The organism is Lysinibacter cavernae (assembly GCF_011758565.1).
In the GTDB taxonomy this organism is placed as follows: domain Bacteria; phylum Actinomycetota; class Actinomycetes; order Actinomycetales; family Microbacteriaceae; genus Lysinibacter; species Lysinibacter cavernae.
The window spans coordinates 2049586-2071710 of record NZ_JAAMOX010000001.1 but is presented as its reverse complement, the minus strand read 5'-3'; the positions used below and the strand labels follow the sequence as shown (position 1 = coordinate 2071710).

Here is a 22125-nt window from a genome sequence, read left to right as displayed (position 1 = left end):
AGGATAGCTTCATTGTTCGAGCATTGGACTGTTGACAATGTCCTACTCGTGAAAATCAATGAGAATCTTTGCCCAAAAACAACAGTGGGGACCTCCAGTCTTTCAGAGGCCCCCACTGCGTACTACATTTCAAACATCATGCTTTGATGAACTAGCTCTGATCTCCGATGGTGACCAATACTTTGACCTGCTCAGGGTCGCCTGACGTGTGGAACGCCTGCTTGGCCTCCGTGATATCAAACGACGCCGTGATGAGCTCATCAAGCGGGAACGACTTCTTGCGAAGAATCTCAATTGCGTGCAGTACATCCTCGCGGACATACATGAGGTTGCCGATGAGCGTCAGCTCGCGGTCCTGGATGAGGTCGAGATCGATCTTCGTCGGCCCAGCAGGAACGCCAACCGTCATCAACGTTGCGCCCTTATCCAGGATCTCGATGGCAAGGTGAACCGTTGACTCGCGCGATACGCAGTCAAAGACCACGTGCGCTTTTCCGCCAAGCGCGGCAAGCGCATCCTCTGCGGCGGAGTCAGCGCTTGGGTCAAAGCTGCCAGCGGCGCCAAGACGCTCGGCGCGCTCGCGCTTGGAAGCCAGCAGATCGCCAACCACAACGCGCTCTGCCCCGGCCTCGAGCGCTGCAATTGCAACAAAAAGGCCGATGGGGCCTGCTCCGAGCACAACAACGCGCTTGCCGCTCAGGTCGCCCGCGCGGCGAACGGCGTGCACCGGTGTCGACAGCGGTTCGATGAGTGACGCCCAGGTGTCGTCAAGGTCGTCTGGCAGCGGGATGACCCGGTCAGCGGCGATGACAAAACGGTCGGTCATTCCGCCAGGCGTCTGGCATCCGAATACGTCGAGAGTTGAGCAGATGTTGTAGCGGCCCGCAACACACTGGTCGCAGGTTCCGCAGTACAGGTTGGGTTCGACGACTACGCGCTTGCCGGCCAGCGACTGGTCGGCATCCGTACCGGCAGCCTCGACGCGGCCAACAACCTCGTGTCCCGGCCAGAACGGCAGCGACATAAAGGGGTGGCGGCCGTGCGCCGCGTGCATGTCCGAACCGCAAATGCCAACAACCGTGCTGCGGACAAGTACTTCGCCAGCGGCCGGTGTTGGGGTCTCTTCTGTTTCGAGGACGATGTCGTCAAACGAATTCACAACAATCCGACGATTTTGGGTCATGAGTGCATCCTTTTCTAAAAATCAACCTGCATCTATTTGCGAGTTTCTGCGCCAAAAGTGTTCGATTTGGACAAAAACTCACAAACAGATGCAGTTCATGCGGAGTTAGACAGCCGTGTAGCCGCCGTCGGCGACAAGGATCGATCCGGTGATGAACGACGCTGCGTCGCTCGCGAGGAAGACAACTGAAGGAGCAATCTCTTCAGGCATCGCGAAGCGCTGCTGAGGCGCGTCGTCAATCCAGTAGCGCTTGAAGTCTTCGCGGTCAACAGGGGCCATCTCGGTCTTGACGTAGCCAGGGGCAACCGCGTTCACGCGAATGCCGAGCTCTGCCCACTCAACGGCGAGCGACTTCGTGAGGTGGTGAACTGCCGCCTTCGACGCGTTGTAGGCAGGCTGCCACTGCGGGCGGTTCACGATGATGCCAGACATGCTGCCGATGTTGACGATCGAGCCCTTGCCCTGTTCCTTCATGTGCGCACCAACGGCGATGCTTGCCTTCCACAGCGCCTTGACGTTGAGGTCGAAGACGTTGTCCCACTCCTGGTCGGTGACGCTGAAGGATGGGTTGTGGTAGCAGGTGCCCGCGTTGTTGACGAGGATGTCGATGCGTCCGAGCGCCGAAATGGCCTCAGCGGTCATACGGTCAACCTGGTCACCCTCGGTGATGTCGGCCGTGATGGGGGTGAAATCGAAGCCAGCCTCGCGAGCCTCAGCAACAACTGCCGCGTTGCGCTCTGCGCTGCGTCCAGCAATTGCGACGCGTGCGCCAGCCTCGGCAAGGCCGAAGGCAAATGCCTTGCCAAGGCCCTGGTTGCCGCCGGTAACGAGGGCGGTCTTGCCTTCGAGTGAGAATGGAGAAGTCATAGTGGGTAAGCCTTTCGGATGGTAAGTGGGGGAAATCTATTTGCCTGGGTAAACGATGGACTTGAGGCTATCTGGGTTCTGGTCGCTGTTGAGCGCCTCGGCAACGTGGTCGAGGTCAAACTTGCCCGTCACGAGGGAGTCAAGGTCAACAACTCCTGACGAAACCATGTGGATGGCTGCTGGCCAGGTGTTCGTGTAGCGGAAGATGCCGGTGACGGTGATCTCAAGGTTTTGGATCTGCTCAACGGGCAGCGTCATTTCTGGGTTGCCAAGACCAACGAGCACAACGGTTCCTGCTGGGCGGACGGCGCGGATGCCGGCATCCACCGCGCGGGGCGATCCGCTGGCGTCAACAAATGCGTTGACGTCGAGGCCGAGGGCTGCAACATCCTCTGCCACCGGGTCGATGACGCGGGTTGCGCCGTATGAGAGGGCGCGTTCGCGGCGCTCTGCCACGAGGTCGCTCACGATGATTTCTGAGGCACCAAAGGCCTTTGCGGCCTGGATGCAGATGATGCCGATTGGGCCCGCTCCCGCGATGAGGATGCTTGAGCCAGGCTCGATGCCTGCCTTGCGCATGGTGGTGATTGCCACGGAGAGCGGTTCAAGCAGCGCGGCAGCCTCGTCAGACAGGTTGTCGGGGATCGCGTGCGCGAAGTCCGCCTGAATGGTGACGTAGCCTGCGAATGCGCCGTCGATTGGTGGGGTCGCGTAGAACTCCATGTTTGGGCAGAGGTTGTAGCGTCCGGCGCGGCATTCGCGGCAGTTTTTGCAGGGACGCTGTGGCTCAACGGCTACGCGCTCGCCAATGCGGGCTGCGTCGACGTCTGCCCCAACGGCAACGATTTTTCCTGAGAGTTCGTGGCCAAGCACGAGCGGTCCGTCAACAACGAAGTCGCCGATTTTGCCGTGGCGGTAGTAGTGCACGTCTGAGCCGCACACGCCAACCGCTGCAACCTTGACGAGGACCTCGTCTGGCTGGACGACGGGAAGCGGGCGGTCCTCAATCGTGAGGTTTTGCACCCCGTTGAGCACGCTGACGCGCATCGTTTCGGGAAGAGCTGGTGTCTGAGTCATGAGGTGTGTCCCTTCGGTTGTGGTAATTCGTTGTGGTTGGTCTGCAGCAGTGCTCGTCCTGAGACGATGTAGCTCACCCCTGCAGCGTGGCTCGTTGTGGCAATAGCGCGGGTGACCCCTCCGTCAACGCCAACGTTCCAGGCGCCTGGAAGGGCCTCGATCTTGTTGATGTTGCTTGGGTCTGCCGTTGTGATCGTTCCCGGCTCGATGAGCATGATGAGCGCGCCGTCGGCGTCCCCGGCTTCGAGGGGGTTGGCCGAATGGATGGGCTCGAGTTCTACCCACACGTTGATGCCGGCGTCGCGCAGCTCGGTGATCGCTCGCTCGTTGCGGGCAAACGCTGCTGGGCTGAGCGCGATGCGGCTTGCGCGTACGTCGTTTGCAAGGTTGAGCGCCTCAGCTTCCGCGATCGCCTGCTCTTTGGCTGGCGTGCCGTGTGTGATGAGGTGGAGGTCGATGTCTGCCTCGGGAAGGGCAGAGCGGATTTCGCGAACCATCTGGGGCGTGACGCCAGTATGGATCCCTTCGTGGCCAAGGATGAGGTCGGCATGGATGCCGTGTCCGGCATCGGCCAGCCGGCGGGCTGCTTCGAGGCGCAGCGGAGGGGCAACCGCGTAGATGCTTCCGCCAAGCGCAGAGGCCGGAAACTCGTCTGCCCAGTCGGCAATCGTCACATCGTGGGGCACCGCCACGTGCACGACGCTCATTGGCGGTCCAGCTGGGTCACGGCGGCGACGGCTTCGTACGCGGCAAACGCGTCGCGCTGCACTGGGCGTGGCGTGGCGACAACCTCGGTGCGAGGGGCCCACTCGGTGCGCACCTCGGTCACGGGCCGCTTCGACCAGATGGCGGCTGCCTGCACCGCGGCGCCTCGTGCGGTAGCCTCCGGCGCATCCGCGGTCAGGACCGGGCGCTGCAGGGCATCCGAAAGCAACTGCGTGTAGGCGGCAGACTTTGCTCCGCCGCCAACCGCGATAATGCGGCCGGAGGTTTGAACGCCAAGTCTTTCGAGGTGGTGCTGGCCTGTGACGAGCCCAAAGATAACGCCTTCGTAGGCTGCGCGGGCGATCTCTTCGCGCGTGGTTTCCGTGGTGATTCCAGCAAGGATGCCGTTCGCGCCAGGGCGGTTTGGGGTGCGTTCCCCGTCGAGGAACGCGGCAAGGCTCGGCCCAACTTCGGTTGGGGGCGCGGCGAGGGCAAGGCGCGTGAGCTCGTTGTAGTCAACACCAAGGATGCGGGCAAACGTGTCGGTGACCTTCGCCGCGTTGAGGGTGCAGATGAGCGGCATGAAGCCGTTGGTCATGTCGGCGACGCCGTTCACAAAGCCGAGCGGGTCGTGCACGCTTGTTGTGTGCAGCGCAGAGACAACACCTGACGTGCCAAATGAGTAGACCACGTCGCCGGCAACCGTTCCGAGACCGAGGGCGGCCGCGTGCTGGTCGCCGCCGCCGGAGGCAACCACTACGGTTCCGCTCAGGCCGAGCTCGTCGAGGACGACGGGAAGGACAGTTCCGGCTGGCGCGTCTGGGTCGAGCACGGTCGGCAGCATCGGCAGCCAGTCGCGGTCTGCGTCGATGAGCGCGAGGTGCTCAGGAAGATATTCGTTTGTGGCCGCGTTGAAGTAGCCGGTTCCCGAGGCCTCAGAACGATCCGTGACCTTATTTCCGGTAAGCCGGAACGTCAGGTAGTCGTGGGGGAGCAGGATGCTCGCGACCCGCGCGAAGTTCTCGGGCTCGTGCTTGGCGAGCCACGCAATCTTGCCGATGGTGAACGCGGCCGTTGGCAGCGATCCCAGCTTGGAGATGAGAGCCTCATCGCCAATGCGTTCGCTCAGCTCGGCGAGTTCCGGTGCCGAGGTGGTGTCGTTCCACAGCTTGGCCGGGCGGATGACGTTGTTGTTCTCGTCAAGGGCAACGAGGCCGTGGCACTGGGCGGCAACCGCGATGCCAACGACATCCTCTGGCGAGGCATCCGCGAGTGTCATGGCCGAACGGAACGCGGCGACGAGCGCATCCCACCAGTCGGCGGGATTCTGCTCGCTCAGCGGTGGTGTTACAACGGTGTGTGGAGCCGAACCGGTGGCAAGAAGTTCGCCGGTGGTCGCGTTGCGCAACTCAACTTTGCAGGACTGTGTCGAGGAGTCGATTCCGGCGACGAGGGCTGGCCTGCTCATGCGCCGGGCTCTGCTGCGCTGCCGTTGTCGGCGGGAAGGTCGGTTTGCTGGCCAACGTATCCACCAGGGTGGATGTTGATGACGTCGGCCCAGCTGTGGTCGCGGAGGCCCATAAGGGTTGAGGCGAGGGCATCGCCCCACGAGCCGGCAACAAGCGTTGAACCCATGGCGATGAGCCCGCCGGGATCGGCATCAATCGGCCGCGTCTGCACAACCACGACGGTGTCAGCCGCCTGCGCAAATGGCGACTCAGGGCGTTCGGTGACCGCTACGGTTGGGATGCCACGTTCGCTCAGGCGGGTAACAAGGTCGACGAGTTCGGTCGACTGGCCGCCTTTTGAGAAGGCAAGAACAAGATCGCCATCGGTGATGGCTCCCATGCCGCCGTGCAGCGCATCGAGGCAGGGAAGATAAAAGGCTGGGGTGCCAGAAACGGCAAGTAGGTGGGCGAGGCGCTCGGCCATGATGCCAGAGGTGCCTGAGCCGGTCGTGATGACTTTGCCTGGGAGGGCGAGAATGGCCCGTACAACCGAAGCAAACGTTTCATCAAGCTGGTCGGCGAGCCCAGTAACAGCAGCACCCTGTCGGGCGACAAACGCCCGCGCGTTGGCAATAACGTCGTGCTCTGAAATCTCGGGTGTTGGTGTGGTGTGTGACAACGGGATTCCTTTGCGAACGGGGGGATCTGTGGGAGGTGGCCGTGAGGCCGTGGCTGATGATTCAGCCACGGCCTCACGGGTGCAACCGGAGGTTACGTGTTCGGGAGATTACTTCTCCTGGCCTGGGAGGCCTTCGTACGCGATGTTTCCGGTCTTGAGGTTGTCGTTGATGAGGTCGGTCAGGCCGGCAAGGAACGCCTTGCGGTCCGTCACAACGTGCTCGATAGCAGCGTCAACGTTTTCGGTGGTGATGGCTGGCATCGTGTAGACGAGTTCCTTGTTGACGTCTTCGCCGCGGGCAATACGAGCAGCAACTGCAACACCGGTTGCGAGCTGAACGGTACCGTTCTGCAGCGAGGTGCCAATGAAGTCACCCTTCTTGACGGCGTTGAGGCCGTCTTCGATTCCGTCGATACCAACAACAGGAACGTCGTTCATGCCGGCCTCGCGGAGAGCCTGTACGGCGCCGAGTCCCATGTCGTCGTTCTGAGCGATAACGCCGTCGATCTCGTCGCCGAACGCCGAGATCCAGTTCTTCATCTTGTTAACGGCTTCGTCGCGCTTCCAGTTGGCCGTGTCCTTTGCGAGAACCTTGACGTCTGCGTTTTCAGCGAGAACATTGTCGATTCCCTGGCCTCGGTTGATTTCTCCCGAGCCGCCGAGGGGGCCCTGGAGGATAACAACGTTGCCCTTGCTGCCGAGGGCATCCATCATCATGGTGGCTTCCTGCTCGCCAGCAGCAACGTCATCGGGCTGAACGCTTGCCGTGATGTCGGAGTTGTTGAGCGTTGCGTTGACATCCATGATCGGGATGTTGGCGTTCTTGGCTGCGGTTACCTGCGGCTGCAGGGTGTCTGCCTGAACGGGAACGATGATGATGGCGTCAACCTTGGCGCTGATGAACTGGTCAACCTGGCTGGCCTGGGTGCTCACGTCGTCGTTTGCCGAGTTCCACTTGATCTCGATGTTGTTCTCGTCGGCGTAGGTGTCGATTCCTTCTTTACCTTCGGTAATGAACGAGGACATGTTGTAGACGGTGATACCAACGGTGACGCGCTTTGGGCCGTCTCCGTTGTCCTGGTTTGCCGAAGGGTCTCCTGCGCCACAGGCGCTGAGGGCCACTACGGTCGTGCCAGCGAGCGTCACCATGGCGGTGCGCTTCATCCACTGGGTCATCTTCATTGACTTTCTCCTTTTATTAGTGATTGCAAGGGCAAGGTGAAAACTTGTGCGCGGGATGCGCGATTACGCTCTGCGTTTGGACGCCCAAACGTCAACGGCAACGGCCGCTACGATCAGGACACCCTTGATCACGTTCTGCCAGTAGGCGGGAACCGTGAGGATGTCGAGTCCGTTGTTCAGAGTCTGGATGAGCAGGAGTCCGAGCGCGGTTCCCCATACGGTTCCGCGTCCGCCCATGAGGCTGGCTCCACCAATAACTACGGCGGCGATGGCGTCGAGCTCGTAACCGCTACCGAGGGTTGGTGCGCCACTGATCACGCGCGAGGCGAGCATGACTCCGGAGAGTCCGGCAAGCGCGCCGCTGATTGCGTAGACGCTGAAGAGTACGCGACCGGTCTTGACGCCGGCGATTTCTGCCGCGAGTCGGTTTCCACCAACTGCGTAGATACGCAGGCCGTAAGCGGTGCGGCGCATCATGACGCCAAATCCGATGATGCCGATGATCATGAGGATTACGGGGATGGTGAGGCCGAGGACCTGGGTGTTTGCGATAGCGCCAAACTCGGTTGGCAGGCCGTTGATGGGCGCGCCATTACCGATAACGTACGCAACACCTGAGGCGAGCGTGAGCATACCGAGGGTAGCGATAAACGGCGGAACGTTCATCACCGAAACCACAAATCCGTTGATGGACCCCGCGAGGAAACCAACGATTACCGCGGCAACAACGGCGAGCCAGATCTGGTCTGGGAACGTCTTGGCGGTCAACGCGCCGGTCATGGCGCTGACCGCGATTACGCTACCAACCGACAGGTCGATACCGCCTGTCAGAATCACAAGGGTCTGGCCGAGCGCGATAAGCGCAAACGGTGCGGCCGCGATGAGGATGGTCGTGACGTTGTCAACCGTGCCGAAGCGTGCGCTGCGGTAGGCGAAGAACGCAATGACGACGATGAGCACCAAAACCATGGCGTAGCGGATCGCCATGTCTTGGAACCACTTGCCGCTGAAGCGCTGGGTCGTGTCTGCTACTGGAGTGATCGTCATTATTCGGAATCCCTGTTGTCGTTGATCGATTCGTTGATCGGTGCTGAAGGTTGTGTGGGTGCGTCTGCGAGCTGGCCGCTGGCGAGGCGGAAGATGGTCTCCTGCACGTCGGCGCTGTCGAGGTCGTCGCGGCTGAGCTCTCCAACGATGCCGCCTTCGCGAAGCACAAGAGCGCGGTGCGAAAGGCTGAGGATCTCTGGCATGTCGCTCGAGGCCATGACAACGGCCATGCCCTTTGCGGCGAGGTCAACGATGATGCGGTAGATCTCACTGCGCGCGCCGACGTCAACGCCTCGCGTTGGCTCGTCGAGCAGCAGAACGTCTACCGGCCCGGTCAACCAGCGGGCCAGAACAACCTTCTGCTGGTTTCCGCCGGAGAGCGTCTCCATTGACTGGTTCATGCCACGGCTGCGCAGACGAACGGATTCCGTTGCCTCGCGGGCTGCCGAGCGGCGGCGACCCTGCTGCAACCATCCGGCCGTCGAGAAGGAGGACAGGCGGGGGAGGCTCATGTTGTCGAGCACATCCATGGTGAGCACCGCTCCAGAGCCCTTGCGGTCCTCAGGAACGAGGGCAACCTTTGACACGATTGCCGCGCTCGGGTTGTTTCGCTTCATCTGCTTGCCCGAAACGGCGATTGTTCCGCCAGTGGTGGTTCGGGTGCCGAAGATCGCTTCGATGAGCTCGGTGCGACCGGCGCCAACGAGGCCGGCAAGTCCGAGGATCTCGCCCTTTTTGACCGAGATGCTGATGGGGGCCGGTGCGCCCTCAACCTGCAGGTTGGTGACCTCGAGGATGGTTGTGTCGCCAGCTTCCGGACGCTCTGGGAAGAGGTCCTCAAGTTCGCGGCCGATCATGGCCGTGACGATGTCGTCATCCGTGAGCTGCGCGAGAGGCTTGTCAACAACGAGGCCTCCGTCGCGGAGGACAACAACGCGGTCGGCGAGTTCGCGGATTTCTTCCATTTTGTGAGTCGTGAAGAGGAGCGCAACGCCGCGGTCGCGGAGCGTGCGCATCACTGCGACCAGGCGCTCAACCTCTTTGGAGGAGATGGCGCTTGTTGGTTCGTCGAGCAGGATTGCTTTTGCTCCGGTGTTGGTTGCCTTGATGATCTCGACGATCTGGCGGATACCAACCGAGAGGGTTCCCATGAGTGTGCTCGGGTCGATGTCGACGCCGAAGACCTCAAGGTTCTCGCGAGCCTTCTGGATCATTGCCTTGCGGCGGAGTCCTGTTGGGCCGCGCAGTTCGCGGCCGAGGAAGATGTTCTCGTAGACCGTGAGGTCAAGCACGGAGGCGAGCTCCTGCGGAACGATTGCGACGCCGAGGCGGTAAGCGGCCTGTGCGTTTCCGTCTGGAAGATCGTGGCCGCGGACGAGGACGTTGCCCTTGTCTGGCCGGTATTGGCCGGAGGCAATCTTCATCAGAGTGGATTTGCCAGCACCGTTCTCACCCGCGAGGGCGGTGATGGTTCCGGGTGTGAGCGCTAGGGATACACCTTTGAGCACTGGAACGCCACCGAAAGCTTTTTCGATGTTGATGCATTCAAGCGCGAGTGGGGCATCCGTCGCGATCGGAGAATCGGCGGCTGTTTCGCCGTTTCTCGCGGAGTCGGGAGTCATAAGAGCTCGCTTCCTGCGGACGGGCACTTATGGCGCCGTCGCCTCAACATGATCAGATCTAGGATTACTATAGTCATAGAATCGATCACATGTACATGATGCCCGCTCATATGAGCGGTTCGTGAATAGGGTGGAAAAGATAGACTGAAATCACCAACGAGTTAGTCAGGGAGGATTATGTCGATGGGGCCCGATGAGCTTGTCCGCATGGGATACGTAGCAAGTCGCCATTATCGCGACGGCCGCACGCGCATTGAGATTGCCGACGAGATGGGGCTTTCCCGATTTAAGGTCGCCAGGATTCTCGAAAAGGCCGTCGAACTTGGCATCGTTCGTGTCGAAATCGTTACATCCGATGTGATCGATCTTGAGCTTTCCGTAGGCCTGCAGACGCGCTTTGGCTTGAAGCGGGCCCTTGCGGTTGTGACCCCGAGCGAAGCTCCCGAGGTCATTCAGGAGTTTCTTGGCAAAGTTGCTGCCCAACTGCTCACCGAGATTGTGGTCGAGGGAGACCTGCTTGGGTTTACGGCTGGCCGCACTCTCAATGCCACAGCCAGCTACCTCACGAGCCTCGCGTATTCCGACCTCGTGGCCCTTGGTGGCGTCGCCGGGCCGGTCAAGGAGCACGGTGTTGAGGTCATCCGTCGCGTAGGTCGTATCGCGGGAGGCGAGACCTGGCCCATTTTTGCGCCCCTGATCGTGCAGGACCCCGTCACGGCTACCGCGCTGCGGAACGATCCGTTGATCTCCGAGGCGTTTAGTCGGTTTGATCGAGTGACGAAGGGCGTTGTTGCTATCGGTTCCTGGTCGCCGCCAGACTCCCAGCTCTACGACACCGCTAAGGATTTTGGCATCGCCGATGACCTGCTCGCCAAGGGCGTTGTCGCCGAGCTGTGCGCAACGCTGCTCGACCGCGACGGCAATATCGTTTCCGCGGTTGATGATCGAGCGATGTCCATTACTGCTGAGCAGCTCCGGAACGTGCCCGAGGTCATCATGGTTGGCGGAGGCCCGCGCAAAACGCTTGCCGTTCGATCGGCCATCAAATCTGGACTCATTGACTCCGTGGTGACAGACGCCCGCCTCGCCCAGCGGCTGCTGGCGTCCGAAGACTGAGTCGCTTGGGCTGGCGTTTGCTGTTGGCACGGGCCAACTACACGATGGTGTAGCCACCGTCGATTGAGAACGTCTGTCCAACAACGTAGCTTGCCGAGTCGCCGAGCAGGTAGATGACGAGGTCGCCGAGTTCGTCAGGCTCTCCCATCCGGCCCGCCGGAATGCGGCTGACCCACGCGTCGTTCATCTCGGGGTTTGCCGCAACAAAATCGCGCGTCATGTCGGAGGCGAAGTATCCGGGGGCGATGGCGTTTACTCGAATGCCGAGTGGGAGCCACTCGATGGCGAGGCTCTTGGTGAGCATCGACACGGCTGCCTTTGAGGTGTTGTACGCCGCCTGGGTTTGGGGAATGTTGACCACGAGTGACGACATGGACGAGAGGTTCACGATGCTCGCGGGCAGCTGTGCGGCGATCGCGGCGCGGGCAAACTCGCGGGACATGAGGAAGGTTCCGCCGACGTTTACGTTCTGCACGCGGCTCCATGCCTCGTAGCTGGTGTCGAGGGCCGGGGTGTCGAGGGTGATGCCGGCCGAGTTGACGAGCAGGGTTGGCGTGCCGAGGCGGTCGGAGACCGTTGCGATCGCGGCGGCAACCGAGGTTTCGTTGGTCACGTCAACGTTTACGCCAATGACGCGGACGCCGGTTGTGGTGGCGAGCTGTTCCGCGACGGCTTCAATGCCTGGCAGTCGGTCGAGCAATGCAATGCTGGCGCCGTGTGTGGCGAGTGCGGTCGCGATGGAGAGGCCGAGTCCTCGTGCGCCTCCGGTGATGACGGCGACGCGGCCATCAAATGGTGTGGTGTTCAACGCAAACTCCCTGCGGTAATCAAGTCAGATTCGAGCGCGTTTGGGCCTGCCAAACGCACCGTTCGCGAATAGTTTACCTGTGAGTTCTTGTTAGAAGTTACAAAAAACTAACATTGGGTGAAAAATGCCGTCATTAGTCGATGTCGAGCACTTCTTCTTCAAGGCTCCACACGCGGTCGCCGCTGTCACCATCGGCGAGGTCAATGATGAGCGCGTGGGCATCAATGTCATCGGCGTAGAGGTTCTCGCGCGCAAGCACAATCACATCGTCGCGCTCAGCATCAGAATCGCCAGCCTCTTTTGCATCAACAAGCGCTTCTCGATACAGCGAAATAGCCTGCAGAAGTTCGTCGTTTGTGAAATGCAGAGCGGCCATGTGGCAAGTTCCTAACAGCGTGAATTCTCGAAAAACGGTTGCCGTCGATCCTCATCGAGGCGAGGTGGGATGTTCAGTTGTGGTCGAGTCGACCAAGCATAGCCCAGACAGCTGTGCTGAGTTCCGGGTGTTCCATAGCAATCTCGTGCAACATCGTGCGCTCAAGACGGTCGGCGTTCTGGCGGTGCTCGAGGGCATCCTGAATAGAGCTTTTTCCGGCAAGACGGGCCATCCCGTGCTCGGCTGCCACGCCGCTTGCGTGCATTCCGTCGGCGAGTAGCGCCGTGACAACGAGCTCGTCAACGGACGGCATGTCGGCAATGAACTCGGCTGGGTCTTCGCCGTCACGGGCGTGATGCTCCACCATCACTTCACGTTCAAGCCTGGCGTTATCGCGAAGGTAGTCGATGGTGTCGGTGCCCATCATGCTTCCTCCTTATGCCCCGTTGGCGCTGCCCCGATGGATGTGTTGAACCATGTCCGCTGAGCTGTTAGCTCAGCAAAAAGTCTACTCCCGAATTTCACGACGGTTGTTGACCCGCAGCACGCTCGGCTTCGGCACGTGCCGTGTGAATCGCGGCGACTACCCTCCCCCGCAGGTCGTTGGAACGAGCGGTGAACGCTCGCTGCTGGCGGACATACTCTGCCTTGCCGGCCTCAGTCTCGATTGCAACCGGCGAATGCCCGTACTGCGTGACGTCGTAGGGTGAGGCACGCATATCAAGTACGCGGATGTCGCGAGCAAGTTCGAAACAGTCAAGCAGCAAGTCGCCGGGCACGAGCGGGCCAAGCTTCGTCGCCCACTTGTAGACATCCATTCCGGCGTGTAGGCAACCAGCCTGCTCAAGCGCCGGCTGGTTCTCCCTCGTGGGGCGCAGCGCATTGAGGGGAACCGCCTCCTGCGTGAAGAATCGGAAGGCGTCGTAGTGGGAGCATGCGATTTTATGCGACTCGACCACGGCATCCGTCGCGGACTGCGACAATCGGAGCGGTGTTGACTGATGCCTGATCTGGTCCGAGCTCTGACGGTAGACCATTGCCCACTCGTGCAGCCCAAAGCAGCTGAACTGAGCAGCCCGCGCCGCCGTCTGGCTGAGCAAGCGCTCGATGAAATCAAGGGTCGCGCCTTTGGCCTGCACAAACGCTGCGGCATCAACAACGCGGCCGGATGCGGTGGCGTGATACCAACGGTAGTCCCGTGAATCGAGGAGCTGGGCATCGGAAAGCTCGACCCCTGCGCCAGGATGCCAACGACGGAGAAGCGACGGTTTGATCGGGTAATAGGTAAACAAAAAGTCTTCGATGGAATCGACTTCGCCGCTTTGCTGACGGGCCCTCCAGCCCGCGGTGAGGAGGTCTGCTCGATGCTGGTGCGCGGCCTCGACGGACTGCCAGTCGTGCCGGTCGAGCACCGTGTGCCCAACCGAATGCAGCGTTCCAACAACCATGTCTCCATCGTACCTCCGCCCACGTGGGCGGAGGCCGTGTAGCCTGATGGGGTGACAACGGATACAGCGGGAACCGAGCCGTATCGGACCATTCTGCGGCCGGTGGAGACCGAGATCGAGATAAAGCGATCACGGTTCTTGTGTTTTCTGAGTCCGGCATCCTCTGAGCAGGAAGCCCGCGATTCCATCGCCGAGGCGCGAAAGCTGCACCCAAAGGCGCGGCATCACTGCAGCGCCCTCGTGATCGGGCCACGGGGCGATCTGCAGCGTACCAATGACGACGGCGAGCCCTCCGGCACGGCCGGGGCACCAATGCTTGAGGCGCTTCTCGGGGCCGAGCTCAGCGATGTGGTTGCCGTTGTTGTGCGGTATTTTGGTGGCACCCTGCTGGGGGCTGGCGGCCTCACCCGTGCGTATCGGGCATCCGTCGCCGAATCGATTGATGCGGCAACGATCGTCGTGCGGGAACGACGCCTCCAGGTTGCCGTTGCAACGGACTACGCGGCGGCCGCGCTCATCGAAGCCGAATCACATCGAAGGGGTTGGGTCGTCAGAGACAGCGAATACGGAGCAGATGTGACCCTCCAACTCGCACTGCCACCTGGCGAACTTGACCAACTCAATCACAGGGTTGCTGAGCTCAGCGCAGGCCGAGCGCTCGTTGAAGCTGGGGAAATCGGATACGTCACGGTAGCCGTCTGATCAGCTATCGAGTGCGGGGAAATCCTGCGTTTTGGACGGCTCATAATCGGAACCGGATCCGGTTGAGCCGTCACTGCTTTGGCCTGAAAAGCCCTGCTCGGATTCGCCCTGTTCTGATTGCCCAAGCTGGCCTTGCTGACTACCTGAACCCTGCCCGCCTGATCCTTGCCCGCCCGCTGGAGGCCCACCAAACTCGCCACCACCGGGAAGCTCCCCCGGCTGCATGGTGCCAAACCCGTCGGGTGCCGCCGCCGCGCTGCCCATTGCCCAGCCAATAGCCGCGCCGCTGCCGAGGCCGACAACGAGGATGGCGGCCGCACTTCCGAGGACCGCCCCCTTCGCGAGGTGCCAGCGGCTTCGTGGTGTTGCCGTTGGATGCGCGGCTGGGGAGAAGCCCAGCGGCGGCTCGGCCGCAGGGTACGGTGGCGTTGCCTCCATGCCGGCTGACTCGCGGGGCTCTGTGGGGAGGGACTGGTCGGCATCCACAGGTTGTGGCTTTTCATGTTCGGCCGGCCCGGTGCGGGCATCCGTCGAGGGAATGCGTGATTCCGGCGCGGAATACGCCCATTCGTGGCCGTTTGTGAGGTGCTCAGTGAGCGAGTTGTGCTGGCGGGCCGTTTGTTGGTTGTGCGTGTTGATGCTCATTGGTCACCTTTCGTGGAAAAACTCCTGAAGCTGAAGTAGTTCCACGGTACGGACCGACCCTTTGCCAAGGCGATGGCGAACCTATGTGTTTCCTGACCATCGCGCGCATCCTTCGACTCGGAAACGTCCTCGACGCTACACATTGGTCACAGATCCACCCAAAGACGCGGCGGTGCGTGGATCTGCGACCAATCTGTTCGGCCGAAGCGCTCAGCGACAGGACTGCCCCTTCACGCGACGAGTCTTGTACTCGGAGCGGCGAAACCTTAGCCGATGACCGGACCAAAGTGAGCAGGAAGGGTCGCCTTCGAGGTGGCGCGCAGCTCGTCAACGCCAACAGTGAAGAGGTCCTGAACCTGCAGGTCGGTGCCATCGGTCACGCCGATGCGCAGCACTGGGTACTCGCGGCCGGCGCACAGGCCCTTGAACTTGACGTCTTCTTCGCGGGGAACCGAGACGATCACACGGCCGGTGCTCTCTGAGAAGAGCGCGGTCAGCGCGTCAACACCATCGCGTTCGATGATCTCGTCGAGCCAGACGCGGGCCCCAACGCCGAAGCGCATGACGCTCTCGGCAACTGCCTGCGCGAGGCCACCGTCGGCGAGGTCGTGAGCCGAATCGATGAGGCCGCCCTGGATGCCAGCCTGCAGCAGCTCTGCCAGGTTCTTTTCGCCAGCGAGGTCAACCTGTGGTGGGAGCCCACCAAGGTGGTCGTGAACGGTTCCGGCCCAGGCCGAGCCGTCGAGCTCAAGCGCGGTGGTTCCGAGCAGGTAGATGTTGTGGCCCTCGTCCTGCCAGCCGCTTGGCACGCGGCGGGCGACGTTATCGATGATGCCGAGCACGCCAACAACTGGCGTTGGGAAGATTGGGGTGTCGCCTGTCTGGTTGTAGAAGGATACGTTTCCGCCGGTGACGGGGACCTCAAGCTCGAGGCAGGCATCCGAGAGGCCCTCAACGGTCTGCGAGAACTGCCACATGACTTCTGGGTTCTCGGGGCTACCAAAGTTGAGGCAGTCGGTGACGGCCGCAGGGATCGCGCCGGTGACGGCGACGTTGCGGTACGCCTCGGCAAGCGCAAGCTGCGCACCGCGGTACGGGTCAAGCTGGCAGTAGCGGCCGTTGGCGTCGGTTGCGATGGCAAAGCCAAGACCTGACTCTTCGTCGACGCGGATCATTCCGCCGTCGTCGGGGAAGCTCAGCGCGGTGTTGCCACCAACGAAGTAGTCGTACTGGTTGGTGACCCAGCTCTTGTCGGCCAGGTTTGGGCTTGCTACGAGCTGCAAGAACTGCGAACGCAGCTCGTCGGCGTTCACATCGCGCGAGAACTTCACGGCGCTGTCTGCCTGCAGAGCGTCGATCCACGTGGGGTAGGCAACCGGGCGGTCGTAGACCGGGCCGTCAACCGCAACCGTGTTTGGGTCAACGTTGACAATTTCTTCGCCGTGCCAGTTGATAACCAAACGGCCGGTGTCGGTGACGTGACCGAGCACGCTCGTCTCAACATCCCACTTTTTGGTCACAGCGAGGAAGGCCTCGAGCTTTTCGGGGGCCACAACCGCCATCATGCGCTCCTGGCTCTCCGACATCAGAATCTCTTCTGCCGTGAGTGAGGGGTCGCGCAGCAGAACGCTGTCGAGTTCGATAAACATTCCGCCGTCGCCGTTTGCGGCAAGCTCGCTTGTTGCGCAGCTGATGCCGGCGGCGCCCAGGTCTTGGATGCCCTCAACCAGCTCGTCGCGGTAGAGCTCAAGGCAGCACTCGATGAGTACCTTCTCGGCAAAGGGGTCGCCAACCTGCACAGCTGGGCGCTTGGTTGGGCCGCCATCGTCGAAGGAATCCGAGGCGAGGATGGATGCTCCACCAATGCCGTCGCCGCCGGTGCGTGCGCCGAAGAGCACCACCTTGTTGCCAACTCCAGAAGCGTTTGCGAGGTGCAAGTCTTCGTGGCGAAGCACGCCGACCGAGAGTGCGTTCACGAGCGGGTTGCCCTGATATACCGGGTCAAAGTAGGTCTCGCCGCCGATGTTTGGCAGGCCAAGGCAGTTGCCGTAGAAGCTGATGCCCGAGACCACGCCGTGCACAACACGAGCGGTGTCTGGGTCGTCGATCTTGCCAAAACGGAGCTGGTCCATGACGGCTACCGGGCGGGCGCCCATCGAGATGATGTCACGAACGATGCCGCCAACGCCGGTTGCGGCGCCCTGGAACGGCTCGATGTAGCTGGGGTGGTTGTGGCTCTCGACCTTAAACGTGACGGCCCAGCCCTCACCAACATCCACAACACCCGCGTTTTCGCCCATGCCGACCATGAGCTTTTCGGTCATCTTTGGGCTGACCTTCTTGCCAAACTGACGAAGGTACTTTTTGCTCGACTTGTAGGAGCAGTGCTCGCTCCACATGACCGAGTACATGGCGAGCTCACCCGACGTTGGGCGGCGGCCAAGGATCTCTTTGATGCTCTCGTACTCGTTTGGCTTGAGGCCAAGCGCGCCGTATGGCTGCTCTTTCTCGGGGGTAGCCAGTGCGTTAGCAACGGTATCGGGAACGGGAATGGACGATGCAGCGGTTTCAGTCACGCGAAGGAGCCTATTCAAAACGGAGCCAGTTCGACTCGAGGGATGCCAAGACTGCTTTAGTCTATCCTGCTCAGCGGCGACTGTCCCTCGTCACGCTTGCACCCGGATGCCCCGCGTCGCCCACACCAGATCGAGGTCGCAATTTATGTTGCGTTTTTGCGAAAACACAGCATCCATTGCGACCTCGATCGTAGGGAGAATCTGCGTGGGGCGGCAAGCGCGGGATGCTACGCCAGCAGCGTGCGGTCGTCGAGCGAGGCGCCCTTGATCTTCTCGAACTCACCGAGCAGGTCAGCGACCGTGGTTCGGGCCTTCTGCGCGGCATTCAGGTCGAGGATGATGCGGCCGTCGTGCATCATGAGCAGGCGGTTGCCAACGCGGAGGGCCTGCTCCATGTTGTGCGTCACCATGAGGGTTGTGAGCGAGTGCTGCTTGACCACGGATTCGGTGAGGCGCGTCACGAGGTCGGCGCGTTGCGGGTCGAGGGCGGCGGTGTGCTCGTCCAAGAGCAGGATGCTCGGCTGCGTAAACGTCGCCATGAGCAGCGAAAGCGCCTGCCGCTGCCCGCCGGAGAGCAGCCCTACTTTTGCCGTGAGGCGGTTTTCGAGTCCAAGCTCAAGCGACGCAAGTTCGTTGCGGAAGCGGTCTCGGCGTGCGCTTGTAACGCCCTTGCCGAGGCCCCTGCGAGTGCCCCGGCGAAGGGCGATCGCGAGGTTTTCCTCAATCGTGAGTGTTGGCGCTGTGCCGGCCGAAGGGTCCTGGAAGACTCGACCGATGTATTTGGCCCGCTTCGAATCATTCATCCGGTTGACCACGGTGCCGTCGATAGTGACGGTTCCGGTGTCGAGCGGAAGGGTGCCAGCGATCGAGTTCAGCAGGGTCGATTTTCCGGCACCGTTGCTGCCGATGATGGTCGCAAACTCGCCCGCCGCCAGCGTGAGGCTGATGGAGCGGAGCGCCGGCTTCTCGTTGATGGTCCCAGCAAAGAAGGTCTTGCGGGCTTCGGAGATCTGCAGCATTAGTTGCTCCCCTCGCTTCGGTCGGAGGCGGTTGGTTCTGACGATTGGCTCGTGGATGCCGCGCGAACGGAAGGCCTCGCCGACGCAACATCCGCGTTTGCGAGGTGCGCTTCATCCACTCCCGCGACCTCGGCCTCTGCCTTGATCTCGCGGCGAATCGCAAATTTCTTGAGGAATCCCCAGCGCGGCAGCATGAGCGCGATGATCACAAGGATCGCCGAGATGAGCTTCATGTCGTTGGCGTTCAGCCCGGCGTTGAGGGCCGCGTAGATCACGAGGCGGTAGAGCACGGCACCGAGGATGACCGAAAGCGTCGTGACAAAAATGCCTCGGTTGCCAACGAGCGCATTGCCAAGAATCACGGAGGCAAGGCCGATGAGGATGAGCCCGATGCCCATGCTGATGTCTGCAAAGCCCTGGTACTGCGCAACGATGGCCCCGCAGAGCCCAACAAGCCCGTTCGAGAGCATGAGCGTGAGGATCTTGCTGTTATCGGTGTTCACGCCAAAGCTGCGCACCATCTGCTCGTTGTCACCGGTTCCGCGAACGGCGAGCCCGATGTTTGTCGTCAGGAACCAATCGATGATCAGCTTGATGAGGAACACCGCGAGCAGCAGGATGGCAACCGACCAACCCGTCTTCAACAGGTCAAACTCCTGCAGCGGCGTGAAGATGGTGTCTTCGCGCAGGAGCGGCAGGTTGGATTTCTCCATGATGCGCAGGTTGATGGAGTACAGCGCGATCATGGTGAGAATACCGGCAAGCAGTCCGTTGATCTTGCCCTTGGTATGCAGCAGTCCTGTCACCAGGCCGGCAAGCGCCCCGCCTACAAAGCCCGCGAGCGTTGCAATGGCAGGCGGCACCCCATCGATGATGAGTTTTGCCGCGATGGCAGCGCCCGTCGTGAAGCTTCCGTCAACCGTGAGGTCGGGGAAATTCAGGATGCGGAACGTGAGATACACGCCGAGGGCCATGACGGCGTAAATGAGCCCAAGCTCGAGGGCAGCGATCACCGGTGAACTCCATCTAGTTGTGCGGTCTGCGGGGGATGCCCGTACAGTTTAGCGTTGCGAAGGTTAGGCGGTCTTGCGCCAGCGCCCGATTGCGTTCATCACGTGGTACACCACGATTGCGGCGACGGAGCCGAGCGCGATGCCGTTGAAGACCACGTCGCCGAAGACAACCGTGAAGTTGGCGATACCGATGATGAGCGCGGTTGCCGCCGTGAACTGGTTGACGGGACGGCTGAAATCAACCTTGTTGTCGAGCCAAATTTTCACACCGATGATTCCGATCAGACCATACAGCGCCGTCGTCACGCCGCCAAGCACGCCGGCGGGGATTGTGAAGATGATCTCGCCAACCTTTGGAGAGAGGCCAAGCAGGATGGCGAAGATGCCGGCTACCCAGTACGCAGCGGTTGAGTAGACGCGCGTCGCGGCCATCACGCCGATGTTCTCGCCGTAGGTTGTGGTTCCCGAGCCTCCGAAGAAGCCGGCAATGGATGTTGCGAGGCCGTCTGCGAGCAGCGCGCGCCCCGTGAGCTTGTTGAGCGACGGGTCGGTCATCTGTGCAACTCCGCGGATGTGGCCAACGTTTTCTGCGATGAGTACAAGCACGACGGGAAGGAACGCTGGCAGGATGCCGAGCACTGATGGGTCAACAAACGGGTTGGTTGGGAACGCGAAGGTTGGCCAGCCGAACCAGTCGGCCTCCGCGACCTTGCTGAAATCGACCTCGCCCATGATCGCGGCAAAGATGTAGCCGATGACAACGCCGATAAAGATGGAGAGGCGGCCCATGATGCCGCGGAAGAGCACGGTGCTGAGTACAACGGCTGCCAGTGTCACCGCTCCGGTCAGCGGGGCTTTTTCAAAGTTGCTGTAGGCGGCGGGTGCCAGGTTGAAACCAATAAGCGCAACGATGGCTCCGGCAACAACCGGGGGCATGAGCGAGTCAATCCAGCCGGTGCCGGTGATCTGTACGATGACGCCAACGAGGGCGAGCAATACACCAACGGCGAAGATGCCAAACAGGGCGTTGCCCATACCATCGGTCGCGAGGGCAGCGGTGATCGGGGCGATGAACGCAAACGAGGAACCAAGGTAGCTTGGCATCCGGTTCTTGGTGATGAGCAGGAACAGGATGGTTCCGATGCCGGAGAAGAACAGGGTCGTACTCGCGGGGAATCCGGTGAGCAGCGGCACAAGGAACGTCGCGCCAAACATGGCGACAACGTGCTGCATGCCAATGCCAATGGTGCGACCCCAGACGAGGCGTTCTCCTGGTGCAACAACAGCGTTATTTTCGACGGTACGGCCGTCGCCGTGCAGCGTCCAGGGCAGGATGGGCTTGCTCATAGGGAGTTGTTCCTCGTGCTAGTGCGAACAGGGAGTGCGAACAGAACTCACCGGTCCAACGCTGCTGCGCTGGACCGGTGAGGGGAAGCCGGTGGGACCACGAAGTGATCCTCGATCTGTGAAAACTGTATTACACAACCGTCAATTTACAGAACGGCCGAGCACGGGCATCCACAATTCATGGCCTAGAGCACTTGGTCTGCCCGCGAGACGATTGACTCTGGCAGGGTGAGCCCCATGCGCTCTGCCGCTTCTGGGTTGACGATGAGCTCAACGGTTGTGATGGTCTCAACCGGCATCTCGCCGGGGTTGTTGCCATCGTCGAGGATGCTGAGGGCCATAGCCCCTGTCTGTTCGCCAAGTTTGGCGTAGTCAACGCCGTAGGTGGCAACCGCACCGCGCTCGACGCTGTCGGCGTCGCTGGTGAAGACGGGAATCTTGTTGGACTCACCAAAAGCCAGTACTGCTTCGATACCAGAAACAACAGTGTTGTCGTTTGGCACGAATATGGCATCTACGTCGTCGAGCGTTGAGGCGGCCGTCGCAATCTCGTTGCCGTTGCTGGCTGGTGCGCGCTTGACCGTGATTCCCTTCGCCTTTGCCGCCTCCTCGAGCTGATCGATCTGCGTGGCAGAGTTGATCTCGCCTGAGCTGAAGACAGCCCCGATGGTCTTTGTGTCTGGTACCGCTTCGAGGATGAGGTCAACCTGCTTATCCATCGGGCTCTGGTCGCTTGTGCCGGTCACGTTGCCACCAGGCTTCTCCATTGACTCGACGATTCCAGCGCCAATGGGGTCGGTCACGGCAGAGAACACGACGGGGATGTCGGTTGTCGCCTGAACCGCGGCCTGTGCCGTTGGCGTGGCAATGGCGACAATCATGTCGACCTTCTTCTCAACAAAACCACCTGCAATGGTGGCAGCCACGTTTTGGTCACCCTGGGCGTTTTGCTCGTCAAAGATGACGGTCTTGCCCTCGACATAACCGGCATCGGTGATGGCCTTCTTGAACGACTCGCGGATTGCGTCGAGTGACGGGTGCTCTGCAATCTGCGTAATACCGATGGTGATTGCCTCGGCATCAACTGCCTTGTCATCGTTCGAACTCGCGCACGATGTCAGGGTGAGCGCGGCCGCGAGCCCGAGAGCGGCGGCTGAGAGGAGGGACTTTGACTTCATGGGGAACCTTGCTGTTGTGGCTGAACTGGTCAGGTTTGGGCCTGATCGCCCTAGGCAATCAGACCCAAACCGCACGGGAAAGAGAAC

General features: G+C 61.2%; 21 protein-coding genes. 2 read left to right on the top strand and 19 right to left on the bottom strand.

The genetic code is table 11. The features are described 5' to 3' along the window. Positions 1-151: 151 nt before the first annotated feature. The 9 genes from FHX76_RS09015 to FHX76_RS08975 all read right to left on the bottom strand — a co-directional run bounded on the left by FHX76_RS09015 (position 152) and on the right by FHX76_RS08975 (position 9810). Complete coding sequence (locus tag FHX76_RS09015) at positions 152-1183, bottom strand: zinc-dependent alcohol dehydrogenase (protein ID WP_167149970.1); 1032 nt, start codon at positions 1181-1183, stop codon at positions 152-154. A gap of 105 nt (positions 1184-1288) precedes the next feature. Further along, positions 1289-2050 carry an SDR family NAD(P)-dependent oxidoreductase gene (locus FHX76_RS09010; RefSeq protein ID WP_167149968.1) on the bottom strand — a complete coding sequence of 254 codons (762 nt, stop codon included), beginning with the start codon at positions 2048-2050 and terminating at the stop codon, positions 1289-1291. Between the two features lie 36 nt (positions 2051-2086). Then, entirely contained in the window at positions 2087-3127 is a 1041-nt protein-coding gene (locus FHX76_RS09005) for an NAD(P)-dependent alcohol dehydrogenase (protein ID WP_167149966.1), read from the bottom strand. Continuing rightward, positions 3124-3834, bottom strand: coding sequence for a beta/alpha barrel domain-containing protein (locus tag FHX76_RS09000; RefSeq protein ID WP_167149964.1), 711 nt, complete (start codon positions 3832-3834; stop codon positions 3124-3126). Before FHX76_RS09000 ends, FHX76_RS09005 begins: the two co-directional genes overlap by 4 nt. Further along, the gene (gene xylB, locus FHX76_RS08995; protein WP_167149962.1) at positions 3831-5300 is read right to left on the bottom strand and encodes a xylulokinase; all 1470 of its coding nucleotides are present in this window, start codon (positions 5298-5300) and stop codon (positions 3831-3833) included. Before xylB ends, FHX76_RS09000 begins: the two co-directional genes overlap by 4 nt. Continuing rightward, positions 5297-5959 (bottom strand): KpsF/GutQ family sugar-phosphate isomerase, encoded by a 663-nt coding sequence (locus FHX76_RS08990; protein WP_208402483.1) that lies wholly within the window; start codon positions 5957-5959, stop codon positions 5297-5299. The genes xylB and FHX76_RS08990 overlap by 4 nt, the downstream gene beginning before the upstream one ends. Before the next feature lie 108 nt (positions 5960-6067). Next, positions 6068-7141, bottom strand: coding sequence for a substrate-binding domain-containing protein (locus FHX76_RS08985; RefSeq protein WP_208402482.1), 1074 nt, complete (start codon positions 7139-7141; stop codon positions 6068-6070). Positions 7142-7204: 63 nt separating this feature from the next. Further along, positions 7205-8188, bottom strand: a complete 984-nt coding sequence (locus FHX76_RS08980; protein WP_167149960.1) for an ABC transporter permease — start codon at positions 8186-8188, stop codon at positions 7205-7207. Next, entirely contained in the window at positions 8188-9810 is a 1623-nt protein-coding gene (locus FHX76_RS08975; RefSeq protein WP_167149958.1) for a sugar ABC transporter ATP-binding protein, read from the bottom strand. Before FHX76_RS08975 ends, FHX76_RS08980 begins: the two co-directional genes overlap by 1 nt. 177 nt (positions 9811-9987) lie before the next feature. Between FHX76_RS08975 and FHX76_RS08970 the strand changes: the two genes are divergently transcribed. Further along, a complete protein-coding gene (locus FHX76_RS08970) occupies positions 9988-10926 on the top strand; it encodes a sugar-binding transcriptional regulator (RefSeq protein ID WP_167149956.1) in 939 nt (312 codons plus the stop codon). Between the two features lie 37 nt (positions 10927-10963). Here FHX76_RS08970 and FHX76_RS08965 read toward each other — a convergent pair whose 3' ends face one another. From FHX76_RS08965 to FHX76_RS08950, 4 genes are all read right to left on the bottom strand, one after another. Next, positions 10964-11734 (bottom strand): SDR family NAD(P)-dependent oxidoreductase, encoded by a 771-nt coding sequence (locus tag FHX76_RS08965; RefSeq protein ID WP_167149954.1) that lies wholly within the window; start codon positions 11732-11734, stop codon positions 10964-10966. 133 nt (positions 11735-11867) lie between these two features. After that, positions 11868-12110 carry a hypothetical protein gene (locus FHX76_RS08960; protein WP_167149952.1) on the bottom strand — a complete coding sequence of 81 codons (243 nt, stop codon included), beginning with the start codon at positions 12108-12110 and terminating at the stop codon, positions 11868-11870. A gap of 73 nt (positions 12111-12183) precedes the next feature. Beyond that, positions 12184-12537, bottom strand: a complete 354-nt coding sequence (locus FHX76_RS08955; protein ID WP_243848599.1) for a hypothetical protein — start codon at positions 12535-12537, stop codon at positions 12184-12186. 94 nt (positions 12538-12631) lie between these two features. Continuing rightward, entirely contained in the window at positions 12632-13558 is a 927-nt protein-coding gene (locus FHX76_RS08950) for a 3-methyladenine DNA glycosylase (protein WP_167149950.1), read from the bottom strand. Between the two features lie 51 nt (positions 13559-13609). Between FHX76_RS08950 and FHX76_RS08945 the strand changes: the two genes are divergently transcribed. After that, positions 13610-14260 (top strand): YigZ family protein, encoded by a 651-nt coding sequence (locus FHX76_RS08945; RefSeq protein ID WP_167149948.1) that lies wholly within the window; start codon positions 13610-13612, stop codon positions 14258-14260. Here FHX76_RS08945 and FHX76_RS08940 read toward each other — a convergent pair whose 3' ends face one another. The 6 genes from FHX76_RS08940 to FHX76_RS08915 form a co-directional block, all read right to left on the bottom strand. After that, positions 14261-14905 (bottom strand): hypothetical protein, encoded by a 645-nt coding sequence (locus tag FHX76_RS08940; protein ID WP_167149946.1) that lies wholly within the window; start codon positions 14903-14905, stop codon positions 14261-14263. Positions 14906-15171: 266 nt separating this feature from the next. Further along, the gene (gene purL, locus FHX76_RS08935; RefSeq protein ID WP_167149943.1) at positions 15172-17481 is read right to left on the bottom strand and encodes a phosphoribosylformylglycinamidine synthase subunit PurL; all 2310 of its coding nucleotides are present in this window, start codon (positions 17479-17481) and stop codon (positions 15172-15174) included. A 227-nt stretch (positions 17482-17708) separates the two neighbouring features. Then, positions 17709-18500 (bottom strand): ABC transporter ATP-binding protein, encoded by a 792-nt coding sequence (locus FHX76_RS08930; RefSeq protein ID WP_167149941.1) that lies wholly within the window; start codon positions 18498-18500, stop codon positions 17709-17711. Next, positions 18500-19513, bottom strand: a complete 1014-nt coding sequence (locus FHX76_RS08925) for an ABC transporter permease subunit (protein WP_167149939.1) — start codon at positions 19511-19513, stop codon at positions 18500-18502. Before FHX76_RS08925 ends, FHX76_RS08930 begins: the two co-directional genes overlap by 1 nt. A gap of 63 nt (positions 19514-19576) precedes the next feature. After that, the gene (locus FHX76_RS08920) at positions 19577-20860 is read right to left on the bottom strand and encodes a uracil-xanthine permease family protein (RefSeq protein WP_167149937.1); all 1284 of its coding nucleotides are present in this window, start codon (positions 20858-20860) and stop codon (positions 19577-19579) included. A 185-nt stretch (positions 20861-21045) separates the two neighbouring features. After that, positions 21046-22038: an ABC transporter substrate-binding protein gene (locus FHX76_RS08915; protein WP_167149935.1), complete on the bottom strand. Its 993-nt coding sequence runs from the start codon at positions 22036-22038 to the stop codon at positions 21046-21048. Positions 22039-22125: the final 87 nt, after the last annotated feature.

Coding starts and splice junctions, on each gene's coding strand:
- FHX76_RS08955 (WP_243848599.1), bottom strand. CDS start 12,537: ATGATGGGCACCGACACCATCGACTACCTTCGCGATAACGCCAGGCTT.
- FHX76_RS08920 (WP_167149937.1), bottom strand. CDS start 20,860: ATGAGCAAGCCCATCCTGCCCTGGACGCTGCACGGCGACGGCCGTACC.
- FHX76_RS08950 (WP_167149950.1), bottom strand. CDS start 13,558: ATGGTTGTTGGAACGCTGCATTCGGTTGGGCACACGGTGCTCGACCGG.
- FHX76_RS08960 (WP_167149952.1), bottom strand. CDS start 12,110: ATGGCCGCTCTGCATTTCACAAACGACGAACTTCTGCAGGCTATTTCG.
- FHX76_RS08985 (WP_208402482.1), bottom strand. CDS start 7,141: ATGAAGATGACCCAGTGGATGAAGCGCACCGCCATGGTGACGCTCGCT.
- FHX76_RS09010 (WP_167149968.1), bottom strand. CDS start 2,050: ATGACTTCTCCATTCTCACTCGAAGGCAAGACCGCCCTCGTTACCGGC.
- FHX76_RS08975 (WP_167149958.1), bottom strand. CDS start 9,810: ATGACTCCCGACTCCGCGAGAAACGGCGAAACAGCCGCCGATTCTCCG.
- FHX76_RS08970 (WP_167149956.1), top strand. CDS start 9,988: ATGTCGATGGGGCCCGATGAGCTTGTCCGCATGGGATACGTAGCAAGT.
- FHX76_RS08980 (WP_167149960.1), bottom strand. CDS start 8,188: ATGACGATCACTCCAGTAGCAGACACGACCCAGCGCTTCAGCGGCAAG.
- FHX76_RS09005 (WP_167149966.1), bottom strand. CDS start 3,127: ATGACTCAGACACCAGCTCTTCCCGAAACGATGCGCGTCAGCGTGCTC.
- FHX76_RS08930 (WP_167149941.1), bottom strand. CDS start 18,500: ATGCTGCAGATCTCCGAAGCCCGCAAGACCTTCTTTGCTGGGACCATC.
- FHX76_RS09015 (WP_167149970.1), bottom strand. CDS start 1,183: ATGACCCAAAATCGTCGGATTGTTGTGAATTCGTTTGACGACATCGTC.
- FHX76_RS09000 (WP_167149964.1), bottom strand. CDS start 3,834: ATGAGCGTCGTGCACGTGGCGGTGCCCCACGATGTGACGATTGCCGAC.
- FHX76_RS08915 (WP_167149935.1), bottom strand. CDS start 22,038: ATGAAGTCAAAGTCCCTCCTCTCAGCCGCCGCTCTCGGGCTCGCGGCC.
- FHX76_RS08940 (WP_167149946.1), bottom strand. CDS start 14,905: ATGAGCATCAACACGCACAACCAACAAACGGCCCGCCAGCACAACTCG.
- xylB (WP_167149962.1), bottom strand. CDS start 5,300: ATGAGCAGGCCAGCCCTCGTCGCCGGAATCGACTCCTCGACACAGTCC.